The sequence below is a fragment of the Rhodococcoides trifolii genome, assembly GCF_014635345.1.
GTDB classification, from domain to species: Bacteria; Actinomycetota; Actinomycetes; order Mycobacteriales; family Mycobacteriaceae; genus Rhodococcoides; species Rhodococcoides trifolii.
Map to the genome: position 1 here is coordinate 169,130 of NZ_BMCU01000002.1, position 13,443 is coordinate 182,572.

Sequence of the window (13,443 nt, forward strand, 5' to 3'; positions counted from 1 at the left end):
GCGCGGTTTGCTTCAGGTAGCGGCTCTGCCGTAATCTTGGACAGTCGCTGTCGGCGACGCGGTTAGTTCTGCCCGCTGCGCGGTTCCACACCCGAGCGGCTTCACGTCAGCCGCGAATGCCGACGCAAGAGATACGAAGTAACAGACCAGTCGCGCCACCACGGCGCGAGCAAGTTCGAAGAAGCAAGGGGTAGCCCTCCGATGGCAACGTACGCGATCGTCAAGACCGGCGGAAAGCAGTACAAGGTCGCTGTCGGTGACCTCGTCAAGGTCGAGAAGATCGAGGGAGCGCCCGGCACGGCTGTCTCGCTTGTTCCAGTTCTCGTCGTCGATGGTTCCGACCTGACCACAGATGCAGACAAGTTGGCGAAGCTCTCCGTCGCCGGCGAGATCGTCGAGCACACCAAGGGCCCGAAGATCCGCATCCACAAGTTCAAGAACAAGACCGGGTACCACAAGCGCCAGGGGCACCGGCAGAAGCTGACCGTCCTCAAGGTCACCGGAATCAAGTAACACCCACTCACGCTTGTAACCCGCAGTTCCACAACGCAGGAGGATCATCAGACATGGCACACAAGAAGGGCGCGTCCAGCTCACGCAACGGTCGCGATTCGAATTCACAGCGCCTCGGCGTCAAGCGCTTCGGCGGTCAGACCGTCAGCGCCGGCGAAATCATCGTCCGCCAGCGCGGCACCCACTTCCACCCCGGCGTCAACGTCGGTCGTGGTGGCGACGACACCCTGTTCGCCTTGTCGGCGGGTGCAGTTCTGTTCGGCACCAAGCGCGGCCGCAAGACCGTCAACATCGTTCCGCCTGTCGCTGAGACCGTCGAGGTCTGAGCCCAGCTCACACGCTTCACCCGACAGGGGCGGACTGAGGGGCTACTGCAGCCCTTCGTCCGCCCCTGTCGGCTTTGCTGGGTCAACAGTGTCCCAGTAGCTTTCCGGAAGGACCAGTAATTCCATGTCACGCTTCGTAGACCGCGTCACACTGCACATCAGCGCGGGTAAGGGCGGCAACGGGTGTTCCTCGGTCCACCGCGAAAAGTTCAAGCCCCTCGGCGGACCCGACGGCGGTAACGGTGGCCGCGGCGGCGACGTCGTCCTCGTCGTGGACCCCAACGTGCACACGCTGCTCGACTTCCACTTCCACCCGCATGCCAAGGCCGGCAACGGAACTCAGGGCGCGGGCAGTAACCGCGACGGTTCCAACGGTGAGGATCTGGTGCTGCCGGTCCCCGACGGCACGATGGTTCTCGACGAGAACGGCCGTATCCTCGCCGACCTCGTGGGCGAGGGAACACGCTTCGAGGCCGCACCCGGTGGCCGCGGCGGCCTCGGCAACGCCTCGCTCGCCTCCCGAGCGCGCAAGGCGCCCGGCTTCGCCCTCCTCGGTGAGGACGGGGTCGAGCGCGAGTTGGTTCTCGAACTCAAGTCGGTCGCCGACGTCGGACTGGTCGGGTTCCCGAGTGCAGGCAAGTCCTCGCTGGTGTCGGTGCTGTCCGCAGCGAAGCCGAAGATTGCCGACTACCCGTTCACGACGCTCGCCCCGAATCTCGGTGTGGTGTCGAGCGGGGAGACCACCTTCACCGTCGCGGACGTGCCCGGCTTGATCCCCGGCGCGAGCGAGGGCAAGGGTCTGGGTCTGGACTTTCTCCGTCACCTCGAGCGTTGCGCGGTGTTGGCTCACGTCGTCGACTGCGCCACACTCGATCCGGGTCGCGATCCGCTCTCCGACATCGATGCACTCGAAGCGGAACTGGCCGCCTACAAGCCCGCACTGTCCTCGGACGCGAGCCTCGGTGACCTCGCCGAGCGCCCCCGCATCGTCATCCTGAACAAGGTCGACGTGCCCGAGGCCGCCGAGCTCGCCGAGATGGTGACGCCCGAAATAGAGTCGCGCGGCTGGCCGGTGTTCTCGATCTCGGCCGTCAGCCGAGAAGGTCTGCGGCCGTTGACCTTTGCGTTGGCAAAGCTGGTGGTCGACTACCGTGAAGCGCACCCCAAGGCGGCCCCGCGTCGTCAGGTAATCCGTCCGGTCGCAGCGAACGAGTCGGGCTTCTCCGTGATCGCCGATCCGGAGACTCCGGGTGGATTCATCGTTCGCGGTACGCGCCCCGAACGCTGGATTCAGCAGACCGCGTTCGACAACGACGAAGCCGTCGGGTACCTCGCGGACCGTCTGGCGCGTCTCGGCGTCGAGGATGCACTGGTCAAGCAGGGTGCGCAGCCCGGATGTTCCGTCACCATCGGCAACGTCAGCTTCGAGTGGGAGCCGCAAACCCCCGCCGGTGTGGACATCACCATGACCGGGCGAGGCACCGACGGCCGCATCGACCAGGTGGAGCGCATCGGAGCCGACGAGCGAAAGCATGCACGGCGGGTACGCCGCGGGTTGGAGACCGAAGAGCAGTGAGCGCAGGCGTCGACACTCGCCACGCCATCGCGTCCGCCCGCAGCATCGTCGTCAAGATCGGGTCGTCCGCGCTGACCAGCGTTGCCGGTGGCCTCGATACCGGTCGCCTCGACGCTCTGGCCGACGCGATCGAGACGCGGATGCAGGCCGGGTCCGACGTGGTGGTGGTGTCCTCGGGTGCGGTCGGGGCCGGGCTTGCACCTCTCGGATTGCGCAGGCGCCCACAGGACCTCGCCACCAAACAGGCTGCCGCCAGTGTCGGCCAGCTCGCCCTCGCGCATGCGTGGGGCACGTCGTTCGGTCGGTACCAGCGGACGGTCGGGCAAGTGCTGCTGACCGCCGAGGATATGGCACGGCGATCCAATCATCGCAATGCGCAACGCACCCTGGACCGCCTGCGTGCGCTCGGCGCGGTCGCCGTGGTGAACGAGAACGACACCGTCGCGACCGCTGAGCTCCGCTTCGGTGACAACGATCGGCTCGCCGCGCTGGTTGCGCATCTCGTTGGAGCGGACGCGTTGGTTCTGCTGTCCGACGTCGACGGGCTCTACAGCGGCGATCCTCGCAAAGACCCTGCAGCGCAGTTCATTCCACAGGTCGACAGTCCGGAGGATCTCGACGGCGTGATCGCCGGATCCGGCGGTGCACTGGGGACCGGCGGTATGGCATCGAAGCTCTCCGCCGCCCGGCTGGCCGCGGACGCGGGTGTGCCGGTCCTGCTTGCGGCTGCCGCCGATGCCGCATCCGCGTTGGCCGGCGGAGCGGTCGGAACAACCTTCACCGCCCGCCCGAACCGCTTGTCCGCCCGACGTTTCTGGGTTCGACACGCCGCCGACACCCGCGGCGATCTGCACCTGGACGCGGGAGCGGTCCGGGCCGTCGTCGGTCGTCGTCACTCGCTGCTGTCGGCCGGAATCACCGCGGTCGACGGCGGGTTCGACGCCGGTGACGTTGTCGCGCTACGCGATCCGAGCGGTGCCGTCGTCGGTCGGGGTGTGGTGGCGTACGACGCGATCGAACTCGGCGCGATGCTCGGGCAATCGACGGGGAACCTGGCCCCTGAACTTCAGCGGCCCGTCGTTCACGCCGACGATCTCGTGTCCGTCTGACGTCCGACCTCGGCCAGCGCCCGGTCCAGCTCTTCGATGTACCGGGAATGATCGGGTACGGCGCTCGGTGATGTGACCACTCCGACGCTGATGGTGTCGCCGAGTCCGAGGACCGCGTGATTGAGAGACATCGCGGGCGAGAGACCGGCGAACGCAGCAATGAACACGGCTTGGGCGCCGCACACTTCGAGTGTCGCAGGCCCGCAGTTCACGCTGGAGACGGTGGTGTGCGCGTGGACCGTCTCTCCCGATGGATGTTGGCGACGCAGACCTGCGCGTAGCAGCGGCGCCGGAATGTGCTCCGCGACGCGCACCGAATCGAGCATTGCCTGATGGGTGACGCGTCGGCGTTCACCGGTGAGGGACGCACGGATACGTGCGGATTGATCGTCCGCTCCGGGGACGAGATCGACACTGGCCGAGGCCAACCGGTTGACACCGGACCACCGAGCGTCCGGCGGCAGCGCCACGGTGACGTGGGCACCGAGGTCGGCAGGGGCGTCGTCACCGAGGTACGCGGCCAGGGCACGCGCAATCGCGGTGAGCGCGGCGGAGGTGACCGACAGGCCCGACGCCGTGAGAGCCGCGCGGTCGTGGACGAGAACGGCAGCGGCGCGGTCGGTTCCGGGATCGACGTTCACCGCGCTGGCTTGCCTCGTCGGCGGCCGGGTCACGATGGTTCCGTCGGCGATCTCACGGGCGAATGCCCGGCTCGATCGGATGGCGCGGACCGCCGATCCGGTGAACGCCGCCGCCTGCACGGGTATTCGTAGAATGCCGACCACCGCAGACACGGCGGGGCGACGACCGGACAGGGTCGGCGACGGTAGGTGAGTACGCGCGGAGTCGTCGCCCAGAAGAGTGCGGGTCACAGCCACCGCGCCCTGACCGTCGGCAAGGGCGTGCGAGAGCTGCACGACGACAACGGATCCGAGCCCGTCGATTCCGGGGACACCGCGTAGATTCGGCAGGATGTGCACCGCAATGGCGCCGTGTTCGACGTTCAGGGGAACCGACAAGATGTCGGCCAGAGTGACGAGGGCGTCGGACCATTCACCGGAAGCGGACGGGCGGATACCCACTGTGTCGGTGGGGTCCGTCGAATTCGTTGTCCACGAGGGATAGTCGAGGTCGAACCGAACGCGGGCAAGCCGAACCCGTACCTGCGGAATGCTTTCGAGCCGAGCGCCGACCTCGTCGGCGAGGCGCTGGGGGTCGAGTTCGTCGTCGCTCGGATGGCGGAGGCCGACGGTGAAGTAGTGGTCGGTGCTGGCTCCGGGCACCGATTCGTAGAAGAAGGCCGCGTCCTTGGCGTCGACTCGCGTCATGTTCGGTCACTCTAGTCACATGACGGAGGCAAGGACCTCCGCGCAACCGGCCTCGATCTTGAGTGTCGCGATATCGTCGCCGCGGGTCGCACCTCGATTGACGATGAAGACGGGTTTGCCGGTCTTCCGCGCATGACGGACGAAGCGTAAACCGGACATGACGGTGAGCGAGGAACCCAGCACCACCAACGACGACCCGGAATCGACGAGGTCGAACGCAGCCCGTACACGCGGCTTCGGCACGCTGTCGCCGAAATAGACGATGTCCGGCTTCAGGATTCCGCCGCACACCTCGCAGTCGACCATCCGAAAGTGCTCGGTACTGGAGATGATCGCGTCGGCGTCGGGGGCGATTTCGACACCGTCCGCCGGTGTGACCGTCTCGGCGAATCCGGGATTGGCCCGGGTGAGGCGCTCGTCGAGTTCGATCCGTGAGACCAAGCGCTCGCACCCGAGACAGCGAACGCGGCCGTAGACGCCGTGCAGGTCGATCACCGTGCGGCTGCCCGCCTTCGTGTGCAGCATGTCCACGTTCTGCGTGATGACTCCGTGGACCACCCCGCGCGCTTCGAGCTCGGCCAGCATGCGGTGACCGGCGTTGGGCATCGCGGCGTCCATGTGGCGCCACCCGACATGGTTGCGTGCCCAGTAATGGCGTCGGAACTCGGGGCTGGACATGAACTGCTGGATCGTCATCGGGTTGCGCGGTGGCGAATCGGGCCCGCGGTAATCGGGGATACCGGAGTCCGTGGACATGCCGGCACCGGTCAGGGCGACGACACCGCCGTGGGCGAACGCGTCGGCCAACGTGGAAACCTGCGAGTCGGCCCGGGGCCGGTCGGGAACCCTACTGGTGGTGGACGACGTCACGTACTCCAGAGTAGGCGCGGTCAGTAACCGGCGTCGCGATCGACCACCGCGGCAAGGGGCTCACCCGCCGCGAACCGTGCCACGTTGGCCTCCACGTGGCGAGCCAGGGCGGCGGTGCGCGGGCCGGTCGGGTTGGAGTCGTGGGGCGTGATCATGGCGCTGCGCATCGTCCACAACGGGTGCCCGTCCGGCAGCGGTTCGGGGTCGGTCACGTCCAGACCGGCCCCGGCGATCGTTCCGGTGCGCAGGGCCTCGACGAGCGCGTCGGTGTCGACGAGTGATCCGCGGGCGATGTTGACGACCCACGAGTGCGCCTTCAGACGGTGCAGACGATCCGCCCCGACGATGTGGGCCGTCTCGGCGGTGGCGGGTGCAGCGATCACGACGTGATCGGTGTCGTCCCACACCTCGTCGAGTTCGTCCGCCGTGACCGTACGCGTAGCGCCGGGGACGTCGCGGCCCGACCGGTTGACGGCGATCGACGTGACGCCGAGCGGAGCCAGCATCGAGATGAGAGAGCGGCCGATGCCTCCTGCTCCGACGATCGTGACCGTCGATCCGCGCAGGGTGCCGACACCGTCGGCGAGCTCGGCGTTCTGCCAGGACGTTGCGGCGAGGTGCGCCGGAAGGGTGCGCACGCCGGCCAGCAGCATCATGAGCGCGTGCTCGGCGATGATGTCGGAGTAGGCCCCGGCGGCCGAGGTGAAGGTGACGTCGGGATGCTTCGCGATCTCGTCGCCCCATTGCTCGACGCCCGCCGACCCGAGCTGGACCCAGCGGACGTTCGCGGGGAGCGTCGGAAAGTCCTGCGGCCCCGTCTTCCAGACGAGGGCATCGGCGTCGTCCAGTGGGACGACGGTGCCGCCTCCACTGGTCACTGCATCGGTGAGTTCTGCACCGATGTTCTCTTGCAGGGCAATCAGGGGAGCGGACACCGTTCGAGCCTATTGCCTACGCGGGAACTTCGACGAGTGGGTAGACCCCGTTCTCGTCGTGGCGCTCGTTGCCTACTACCGGCGGGTTGAACACGCACAGCATTCGCATCTCGGTGCGCGGCTCGACGGTATGGCGTTCGTGGCCGTCGAGCAGATACATCGAACCGGGCCCGAGTTCGTACGTCTCGCCGGTCTCGCGATCGGTCAGCGTTCCCTCACCCTCGACGAGCCACACGGCCTCGACGTGGTTGGCGTAGTGAAAGTTGTTCACCGTGCCGGCCGCAATCGTGGTCTCGTGAAACGAGAACCCGACTTTGTCTCCGCCGAGAACGATGCGCTTACTGACCCACTGACCGTCGTCGCTGGCGATGTCGCGATCGGTGCCGGTGATTTCTTTCGTGGTGCGAACGATCATGTGATGTCCTTTCAGGAGCAGACGACGGCGGTGGCATCGGCAAGGATGTCCAGGCCGTGCAGCAGATCCTCCTCGCTGATGGTCAACGGGGGTAGCAATTTGACGACCTCGTCACTGGGGCCGGACGTCTCGGCCAGCAAGCCGTTCTCGTACGCGAGCGACGCAACCTTTCCGGCCTTCTCGGAATCGGCGAAGACAAGGCCCTGCACCATTCCTCGGCCGCGGGCGCTGACGCCGTCGAAGCGGGTGGACAGGTCGATGAACGAGTCGTGGATACGCTCACCCTTCGCCAGTGTCGCCTTCTCGAAAGAGTCGTCCGACCAGTAGTGATCGATGGCCGCGGCCGAGGTGACGAATGCAGGATTGTTGCCGCGGAAGGTGCCGTTGTGCTCGCCGGAGCCCCAGACGTCGAGTTCGGGCTTGAACAGGGTGAGGGCCATCGGCATTCCGTAGCCGCCGATCGACTTCGAGAGCGTCACGATGTCGGGGGTGATGCCCGCGACCTCGAACGAGAAGAAAGGCCCGGTGCGGCCGCAGCCCATTTGAACGTCGTCGACGATCAGCAGGATCCCCCGCGACGAGCACAGCTCCGCCAGCGCCTTCAGCCATTCCACTCGCGCGACGTTCACGCCGCCCTCGCCTTGGACGGTCTCGACGATCACCGCGGCCGGACGGTTCATGCCGCTTCCCGAATCGTCGAGAACGCGCTCCATCCATTGGAAGTCGTCCGTGGCGCCACCGAAATAGTTGTCGAACGGCATCGGAGTGGCGTGCACGAGGGGGATTCCCGCGCCGGCACGCTTCATCGAATTACCCGTCACCGACAAGGCGCCGAGCGTCATTCCGTGGAATGCGTTCGTGAAGTTGATGATCGATTCACGGCCGGTCACCTTGCGAGCGAGTTTCAGCGCTGCTTCGACGGTGTTGGTACCAGTCGGGCCAGGGAACTGAACCTTGTAGTCGAGTCCGCGGGGGGTCAGGATGTTCTTCTCGAAGATCTCGAGAAATTCGCGCTTGGCGACGGTCGACATGTCGAGCCCATGGGTGATGCCGTCCCGCATGATGTAGTCGACCAGCGCGGACTTGAGAACGGGATTGTTGTGGCCGTAGTTCAAAGCTCCTGCGCCGGCGAAGAAGTCGAGGTACCTACGGCCGCCCTCGTCGGTGATCCACGACCCCTGTGCGGTGTCGAAGACGGCCGGCCACTGCTCGCTGTAGCTGCGGACCTGCGACTCGCGGGTGGAGAATATCGACGGTGCCTCGGTGGTGACTGTCACGGGTGCGTTCCTCTCGGTCGGGGTCGTATCGATCATGGGGCCACGCTGAACGGGCCGATCGTGTACAGGTGCTCGGGCTCGTGTGCGTCGGGAAAGTCGTTGGTGTCGAACAGGTCTCGCCGCTCGATTCCGGTACCGGTTCGGCGGGCCAGCGCTGTGAACAACGCAATGGAAGCCCCGTTGTCCGGGCTGATCGTCGTCTCGAGGTGTGTCACCCCTCGAGACCTCGCTGTGGACACCAGCTGGCCGAGCATGCTGCCCGCCAACCCTTTACCGCGCTGATCGGCATCGACGGCAACCTGCCACACGAACAGGGTCGTCGGGGACTCGGGGCGGATGTATCCGGTGACGAAGCTCGTCACCCGATCGTCGGCAACGGCAACGATGGACGTTCGAGCGAAATCGCGACACCACAGCACATAGGCGTAACTGGAATTGACGTCGAGGACGGAGGAATCTCGTGCGATCTCCCAGAGCCGAATTCCGTCGGCTTTGGTCGGTTCGCGAAAATCGATGGAAGGGGATGTGGTCGGGGTCGCTCTCGGTAACACGGGCGTCATAATCCATTCGAACGTAACGAGGTGGACGCGCAATGTCAGGTTCACCCGAAAACGGACACCCGAATACCCGCCATACCGCCAGTACGACTGGGGTGTGTGAAGCTGTTCACCACCCGCCGCCGACAAGAACGGTCGTAAATCGTTGCCATTCGTCACGGCGAGGCACCCCGAAACGGCTGTGAGCAGCAACTAACGTCCGAAGCCATTATGAGGAACTCGAACGTGGTGGCCCGAGTCGTCGCCGTCTTGCTCTCCCCGGTTGCCCTCGTGCTCGCGATCGTCGTTCCAGCGCTCGCGGCGGGCGTGTGGTTCGCCTCGAATCCGGTACCCGCGGCCACGGTGACGGCTGCACCGGCGTCCTCGTCCGGAGACCCCCTCGCCGACACCCGAAAGTCGTTGGCCTCGACGACCCTGCCGCTCGGCCTTCTCAGCGGTGGTCTCGCGAAACTGACCGACGGCGGCAAGCAACTCGACGACGGTGCCCACCAACTGTCCGACGGTCTGCACCAAGCGAAGGACGGCTCGGGCGAGCTCGCCGACGGCATGACCCAGCTTCGCGAAGGCGTATGGGCGCTCGGCGACGGTTCGACGAAAGTCAGCGGCGGTGTCGACAAGGTCGTCGACTCACTGACCGGTCTCGGCGCCGTGCAGGGCCAGGTCGATCTGATCGTGCAACAGTCCATCGAGACACTGGCCGCCAGCACCGATCCGGCCGCGAAGGGTGCGATCGACCAGCTCACGACCGTGCAGACGATGTTGCGCACGCAGGGGTTGGGCGGCGATGTGATGAACCAGCTCCAGGAACTCAAGACCGGGGCGCGGACCCTGGCGTACCAGCTGAGCGACCCCAAGTCGGAGTTCGTCGACGGGATCGTGCGCGCAACCGAAGGGTCGGCCGCGTTGCGCGACGGCCTCGTGAAGCTCGACGACGGAGGCAATCGCCTGGTCGACGGAACCGGTCAGCTGGTCGACGGAACCGGGCCGATGGCCGGGGTCATCAGCGGAGTGCAGTCGGACATCTCCGATGCGTCGGCGTCGCTGCCGCCGGCCAATCGGATCGCCGCGGACCCAACTGCTCCGTCTACGTTCGTGGTGCGGCCTGCGCTGCCGGACTGGCCGTACATGGTGAGCGCGTTGCTCCTGGTCGGTGCGGCCGTCGCGGTCTCGCTGCGGGTGGTTCGCGAACGGTTCCCGGTTCTGGTGACGGCGGGGATCGCCGTGTCGGCCGCGGTGGTGTTGTGGTTCGCCCAGGACGATCTGACCGGCGGGGCGCTCGCCGCCGCCGTTGTGGTGTTGGCCGTGTGGGCGGCGGCTCTCGTGGCGGCGGGCCGCGCGGTGATCGCGGTGGCAGGCCAGTGGACCGGACGAATCGTCCTGCTCGTCGCGGCCGGGGTTCAGCTTGTGGTGTGTGGTGTGGCCGGTGCGGCGTTCTGGCAGACGGGAGCCCACCTCGCCTCGTTCCTCCCGCTGGGGCAGGTGGTCACGGCGCTCGGTGAGATTGCCCAGTCGGGAGCGGGCGTGCGGACTCTGGTGTGCGCGGTGGTGGCCGGGGCGACGATCGCTGTGGCGCAAGCCGTCCGGTCGGCGCACACGTCGAAGGTGTCCGCCGAGGAATCGGTACCCGAAACCCGGGACGAGGAGCTGGCTTCCTCCGTACCGTAGGGGCACACAGCAGCAGGAGGCCGAGTGCTTCTCGAGGGCAAGAACGCCGTCATCTACGGCGGTGCAGGCAGGATCGGCACCGCGGTTGCCATGGCGTTCGCCCGTGAGGGCGCGAAGGTTCACCTGGCCGGGCGCACGTTGTCCACCATGACCACCGTCGTCGAGAAGATCCAGGCGTTCGGTGGCAAGGCGGAAGCTGCACTCGTCGACGCTCTCGACGAGGTGGACGTGGACGAGCACGTCGACATCATGGCCGCCTGCTCGGGAAGCGTCGACATCTCGTTCAACCTGATGGCGCTGGACGACGTACGAGGAATCCCACTCGCCGACATGGAGCTTCGCGATTTCGAGCGCCCCATCCTGAACGCCATCCGGTCGCAGTTCATCACCACTCGCGCCGCGGCTCGCCACATGAAGTGTCAGGAGTCCGGTGTCATTCTGATGTTCGGTCATTCGTCCAGCGGCGAGCAGTCCCATCTCGGGGGTTTCCAGGTGGCCCTCGGTGCCCTCGACGTGATGCGGTGCCAACTCTCGGACGAGTTGGCGCCGAAGGGGATTCGGGTGCTGACCATCGACAGCGCCGGGGTGGGAGAGACGGTTCCGCTCGACGACGTCGGTACCGTCGCGGCGTTCGCGGCCTCGGATCTGGCGCGTTCCATGACGGGCACGTCGCTCGGTGTCGCCCAGGACCGGCCTCGACCGACCTACCGGACCAGGGCTGTCGGGTAATTCACTTCGGGGTTGCGAGTGCGAAGGGCAGCACTGCGTCCGCTCCGGCGTGCCGGAGAGCCCGCGCTGCCATGGTGAGAGTCCACCCGGTGTCGGACAGCAGATCCAGCAACAGGATCGGGCCCTCGACACCGGTCAGGTCGGGTGGATCGAATGCGTCGACCAGTCCCGCAACCTTGAACGCGGAATTCGCGGCAGACACCGGCGGTAGATCCGGGCGCACGTGCAGGACACCGAGATTCGTCAGCCGACCCACCGAGCTCAGACGCTCACCGAGGTCGCGCAGCAGAACCTGGTGACCCGGGGTGTCCATCACCATGACGCTCGTGGGTCGTTCGTCCCACGTCCAGTTGGCGAGGACGGTGATGCACGCTTTCTCGAGCGCGTCGGGTGCCGGTTCGTCCGGCCCGTCGACCAACGCTCGAAGTCGGGGCCCCCACACGGGGTCGGACATGCGACCCAGAACCCGACCGGTCTCGGGGCCGTCGGTGATCTTGCCCGAGAGCTGAACGCCGACCTTCTTCAGGCCCGTGGGCCACTGCTTGCGGAACGGCAGGTCGAGGCCGGGTCGGTCGAGTCGCTTGCGCGTCGACTCCAGTGCAGCGTCGTCGACATCGACGGAATACGTTGCGCCGGTGCAGTTGTCGCAGCGACCGCACTTGTCCTGCTCCGGGTCGCCGGTCAGCCCCGGATCGTCGAGTTGACGTCGTAGAAACGCCATACGGCACTCCGAGGTGTTCTCGTACTCGATCATGGCGCGCTGCTCGGACAGACGCGCCTCGTCCAGGCGTTCGTAGCGCTCCTGGTCGTACGTCCACGGCTGTCCGGTTCCGAGCCAGCCGCCTTTCACGCGGTGAACGGCGCCGTCCACGTCGAGAACCTTCAGCACCATCTCGAGCCGCGTGCGATTGAGCTCGACCATCGGTTCCAGCGCCTGCGTGGACTGCGGCTTCTCCGAATCGAGTACCTCCAACACACGCCGCACCACGTGCTCGCGTGGGAACGCGACCGAGGCGAAGTAACTCCAGATCTGTCGATCCTCCGGACCGGGGAGCAGTACGACCTCCGCGCGATCGGTGGCGCGACCGGCGCGACCGACCTGCTGGTAGTAGGAGATGGGTGACGACGGTGCCCCGACGTGAACCACGAAGCCGAGGTCGGGTTTGTCGAAACCCATCCCGAGTGCCGACGTCGCGACGAGGGCCTTGACGCGGTTCTCCTGCAGATCCTGCTCTGCCACTTCGCGTTCCGCGGGATCGGTCTGCCCGGTGTAGGCGGCGACGGTCAGCCCGCGGTCACGCAACAGTGCCGCCAGATCGTTGGCTGCGGCGACGGTGAGCGTGTAGACGATGCCCGATCCCGGAAGCGACTCGAGGTGCTCGGCAAGCCACGCCATGCGCGCGGTGGGGTCCGGAATGCGCACGACGGACAGGTGCAGCGATTCCCGCTCGAGCCCGCCGCGCAGGATGGTGGTGTCGGCGCCACCGACCCCGAGCTGTGCGGCCACGTCGTCGACCACCCGGTCGTTGGCCGTGGCCGTGGTCGCGAGAACCGGTATGCCGTCACGCAATTCGGCCACCAGGGTACGGATTCTTCGGTAATCGGGGCGGAAGTCGTGGCCCCAGTCCGAGACGCAGTGGGCCTCGTCCACGACGACGAGTCCGGCGTCCGCACTCAGGGACGGCAGAACCTGGTCTCGAAAGTCGGGGTTGTTGAGTCGCTCGGGGCTCACGAGCAGAACATCGAGCTCACCAGCGTTGACCTTGGCGTGCACTTCGTCCCACTCGGTCACGTTTCCCGAGTTGATGGTTGCGGCTTTGACGCCGGCTCGCTCCGCCGCGGCGACCTGGTTGCGCATCAGTGCGAGAAGTGGGGACACGATGACCGTCGGGCCCAGTCCCTGTTCGCGCAGCAGACGCGCAGAGATGAAGTAGACCGCGGATTTTCCCCATCCGGTGCGTTGGACGACCAGCGCGCGGCGGTGGTGCACGACCAGAGCCTCGATGGCCGTCCACTGATCGTCTCGGAGGACGGCGGACGGTCCGGCGAGATCACGCAGCAGCTCTTCCGCGCGGTCACGCAATTGCGGGAAGGCCGGAGGCCGGCCGGATCGCTCGGTGGTCATGTGGGGAACAGTATCGGC

At 66.5% G+C, this 13,443-nt stretch carries 13 protein-coding genes; 6 read left to right on the plus strand and 7 right to left on the minus strand.

The genetic code is table 11. The features are described from left to right. Positions 1-201: 201 nt before the first annotated feature. From rplU to proB, 4 genes are all read left to right on the plus strand, one after another. Positions 202-513 (plus strand): 50S ribosomal protein L21, encoded by a 312-nt coding sequence (rplU, locus tag IEW02_RS07840; protein ID WP_188544270.1) that lies wholly within the window; start codon positions 202-204, stop codon positions 511-513. A gap of 53 nt (positions 514-566) precedes the next feature. Further along, the gene (gene rpmA, locus IEW02_RS07845; protein ID WP_188544271.1) at positions 567-839 is read left to right on the plus strand and encodes a 50S ribosomal protein L27; all 273 of its coding nucleotides are present in this window, start codon (positions 567-569) and stop codon (positions 837-839) included. Positions 840-963: 124 nt separating this feature from the next. Continuing rightward, the gene (gene obgE / locus IEW02_RS07850) at positions 964-2,415 is read left to right on the plus strand and encodes a GTPase ObgE (protein WP_188544272.1); all 1,452 of its coding nucleotides are present in this window, start codon (positions 964-966) and stop codon (positions 2,413-2,415) included. Then, positions 2,412-3,524: a glutamate 5-kinase gene (gene proB / locus IEW02_RS07855; RefSeq protein ID WP_188544273.1), complete on the plus strand. Its 1,113-nt coding sequence runs from the start codon at positions 2,412-2,414 to the stop codon at positions 3,522-3,524. The genes obgE and proB overlap by 4 nt, the downstream gene beginning before the upstream one ends. Here the strand turns inward: proB and IEW02_RS07860 are convergent. The 6 genes from IEW02_RS07860 to ectA form a co-directional block, all read right to left on the minus strand. Then, on the minus strand, positions 3,497-4,852 hold the full coding sequence (locus IEW02_RS07860) for a WS/DGAT domain-containing protein (protein ID WP_188544274.1): 1,356 nt from the start codon (positions 4,850-4,852) through the stop codon (positions 3,497-3,499). The genes proB and IEW02_RS07860 overlap by 28 nt on opposite strands. Before the next feature lie 15 nt (positions 4,853-4,867). Beyond that, positions 4,868-5,659 (minus strand): Sir2 family NAD-dependent protein deacetylase, encoded by a 792-nt coding sequence (locus IEW02_RS07865; protein WP_229745989.1) that lies wholly within the window; start codon positions 5,657-5,659, stop codon positions 4,868-4,870. A gap of 83 nt (positions 5,660-5,742) precedes the next feature. Beyond that, positions 5,743-6,657 (minus strand): D-isomer specific 2-hydroxyacid dehydrogenase family protein, encoded by a 915-nt coding sequence (locus IEW02_RS07870; RefSeq protein ID WP_188544275.1) that lies wholly within the window; start codon positions 6,655-6,657, stop codon positions 5,743-5,745. 16 nt (positions 6,658-6,673) lie between these two features. Further along, a complete protein-coding gene (locus tag IEW02_RS07875; RefSeq protein ID WP_188544276.1) occupies positions 6,674-7,072 on the minus strand; it encodes an ectoine synthase in 399 nt (132 codons plus the stop codon). Positions 7,073-7,083: 11 nt separating this feature from the next. Beyond that, positions 7,084-8,385, minus strand: coding sequence for a diaminobutyrate--2-oxoglutarate transaminase (gene ectB / locus IEW02_RS07880; RefSeq protein ID WP_188544277.1), 1,302 nt, complete (start codon positions 8,383-8,385; stop codon positions 7,084-7,086). Beyond that, positions 8,382-8,909 (minus strand): diaminobutyrate acetyltransferase, encoded by a 528-nt coding sequence (gene ectA, locus IEW02_RS07885; RefSeq protein ID WP_188544278.1) that lies wholly within the window; start codon positions 8,907-8,909, stop codon positions 8,382-8,384. The genes ectB and ectA overlap by 4 nt, the downstream gene beginning before the upstream one ends. 207 nt (positions 8,910-9,116) lie before the next feature. On the opposite strand from ectA, the gene IEW02_RS07890 reads away from it, so the two are divergent. Both IEW02_RS07890 and IEW02_RS07895 read left to right on the plus strand, forming a co-directional pair. Continuing rightward, on the plus strand, positions 9,117-10,571 hold the full coding sequence (locus IEW02_RS07890; protein WP_229745881.1) for a hypothetical protein: 1,455 nt from the start codon (positions 9,117-9,119) through the stop codon (positions 10,569-10,571). Positions 10,572-10,595: 24 nt separating this feature from the next. Next, on the plus strand, positions 10,596-11,300 hold the full coding sequence (locus tag IEW02_RS07895) for an SDR family NAD(P)-dependent oxidoreductase (protein WP_188544279.1): 705 nt from the start codon (positions 10,596-10,598) through the stop codon (positions 11,298-11,300). 1 nt (position 11,301) lies between these two features. On the opposite strand, the gene IEW02_RS07900 is transcribed toward IEW02_RS07895, so the two are convergent. Next, a complete protein-coding gene (locus tag IEW02_RS07900) occupies positions 11,302-13,425 on the minus strand; it encodes a RecQ family ATP-dependent DNA helicase (RefSeq protein ID WP_188544280.1) in 2,124 nt (707 codons plus the stop codon). Between the last annotated feature and the right edge of the window lie 18 nt (positions 13,426-13,443).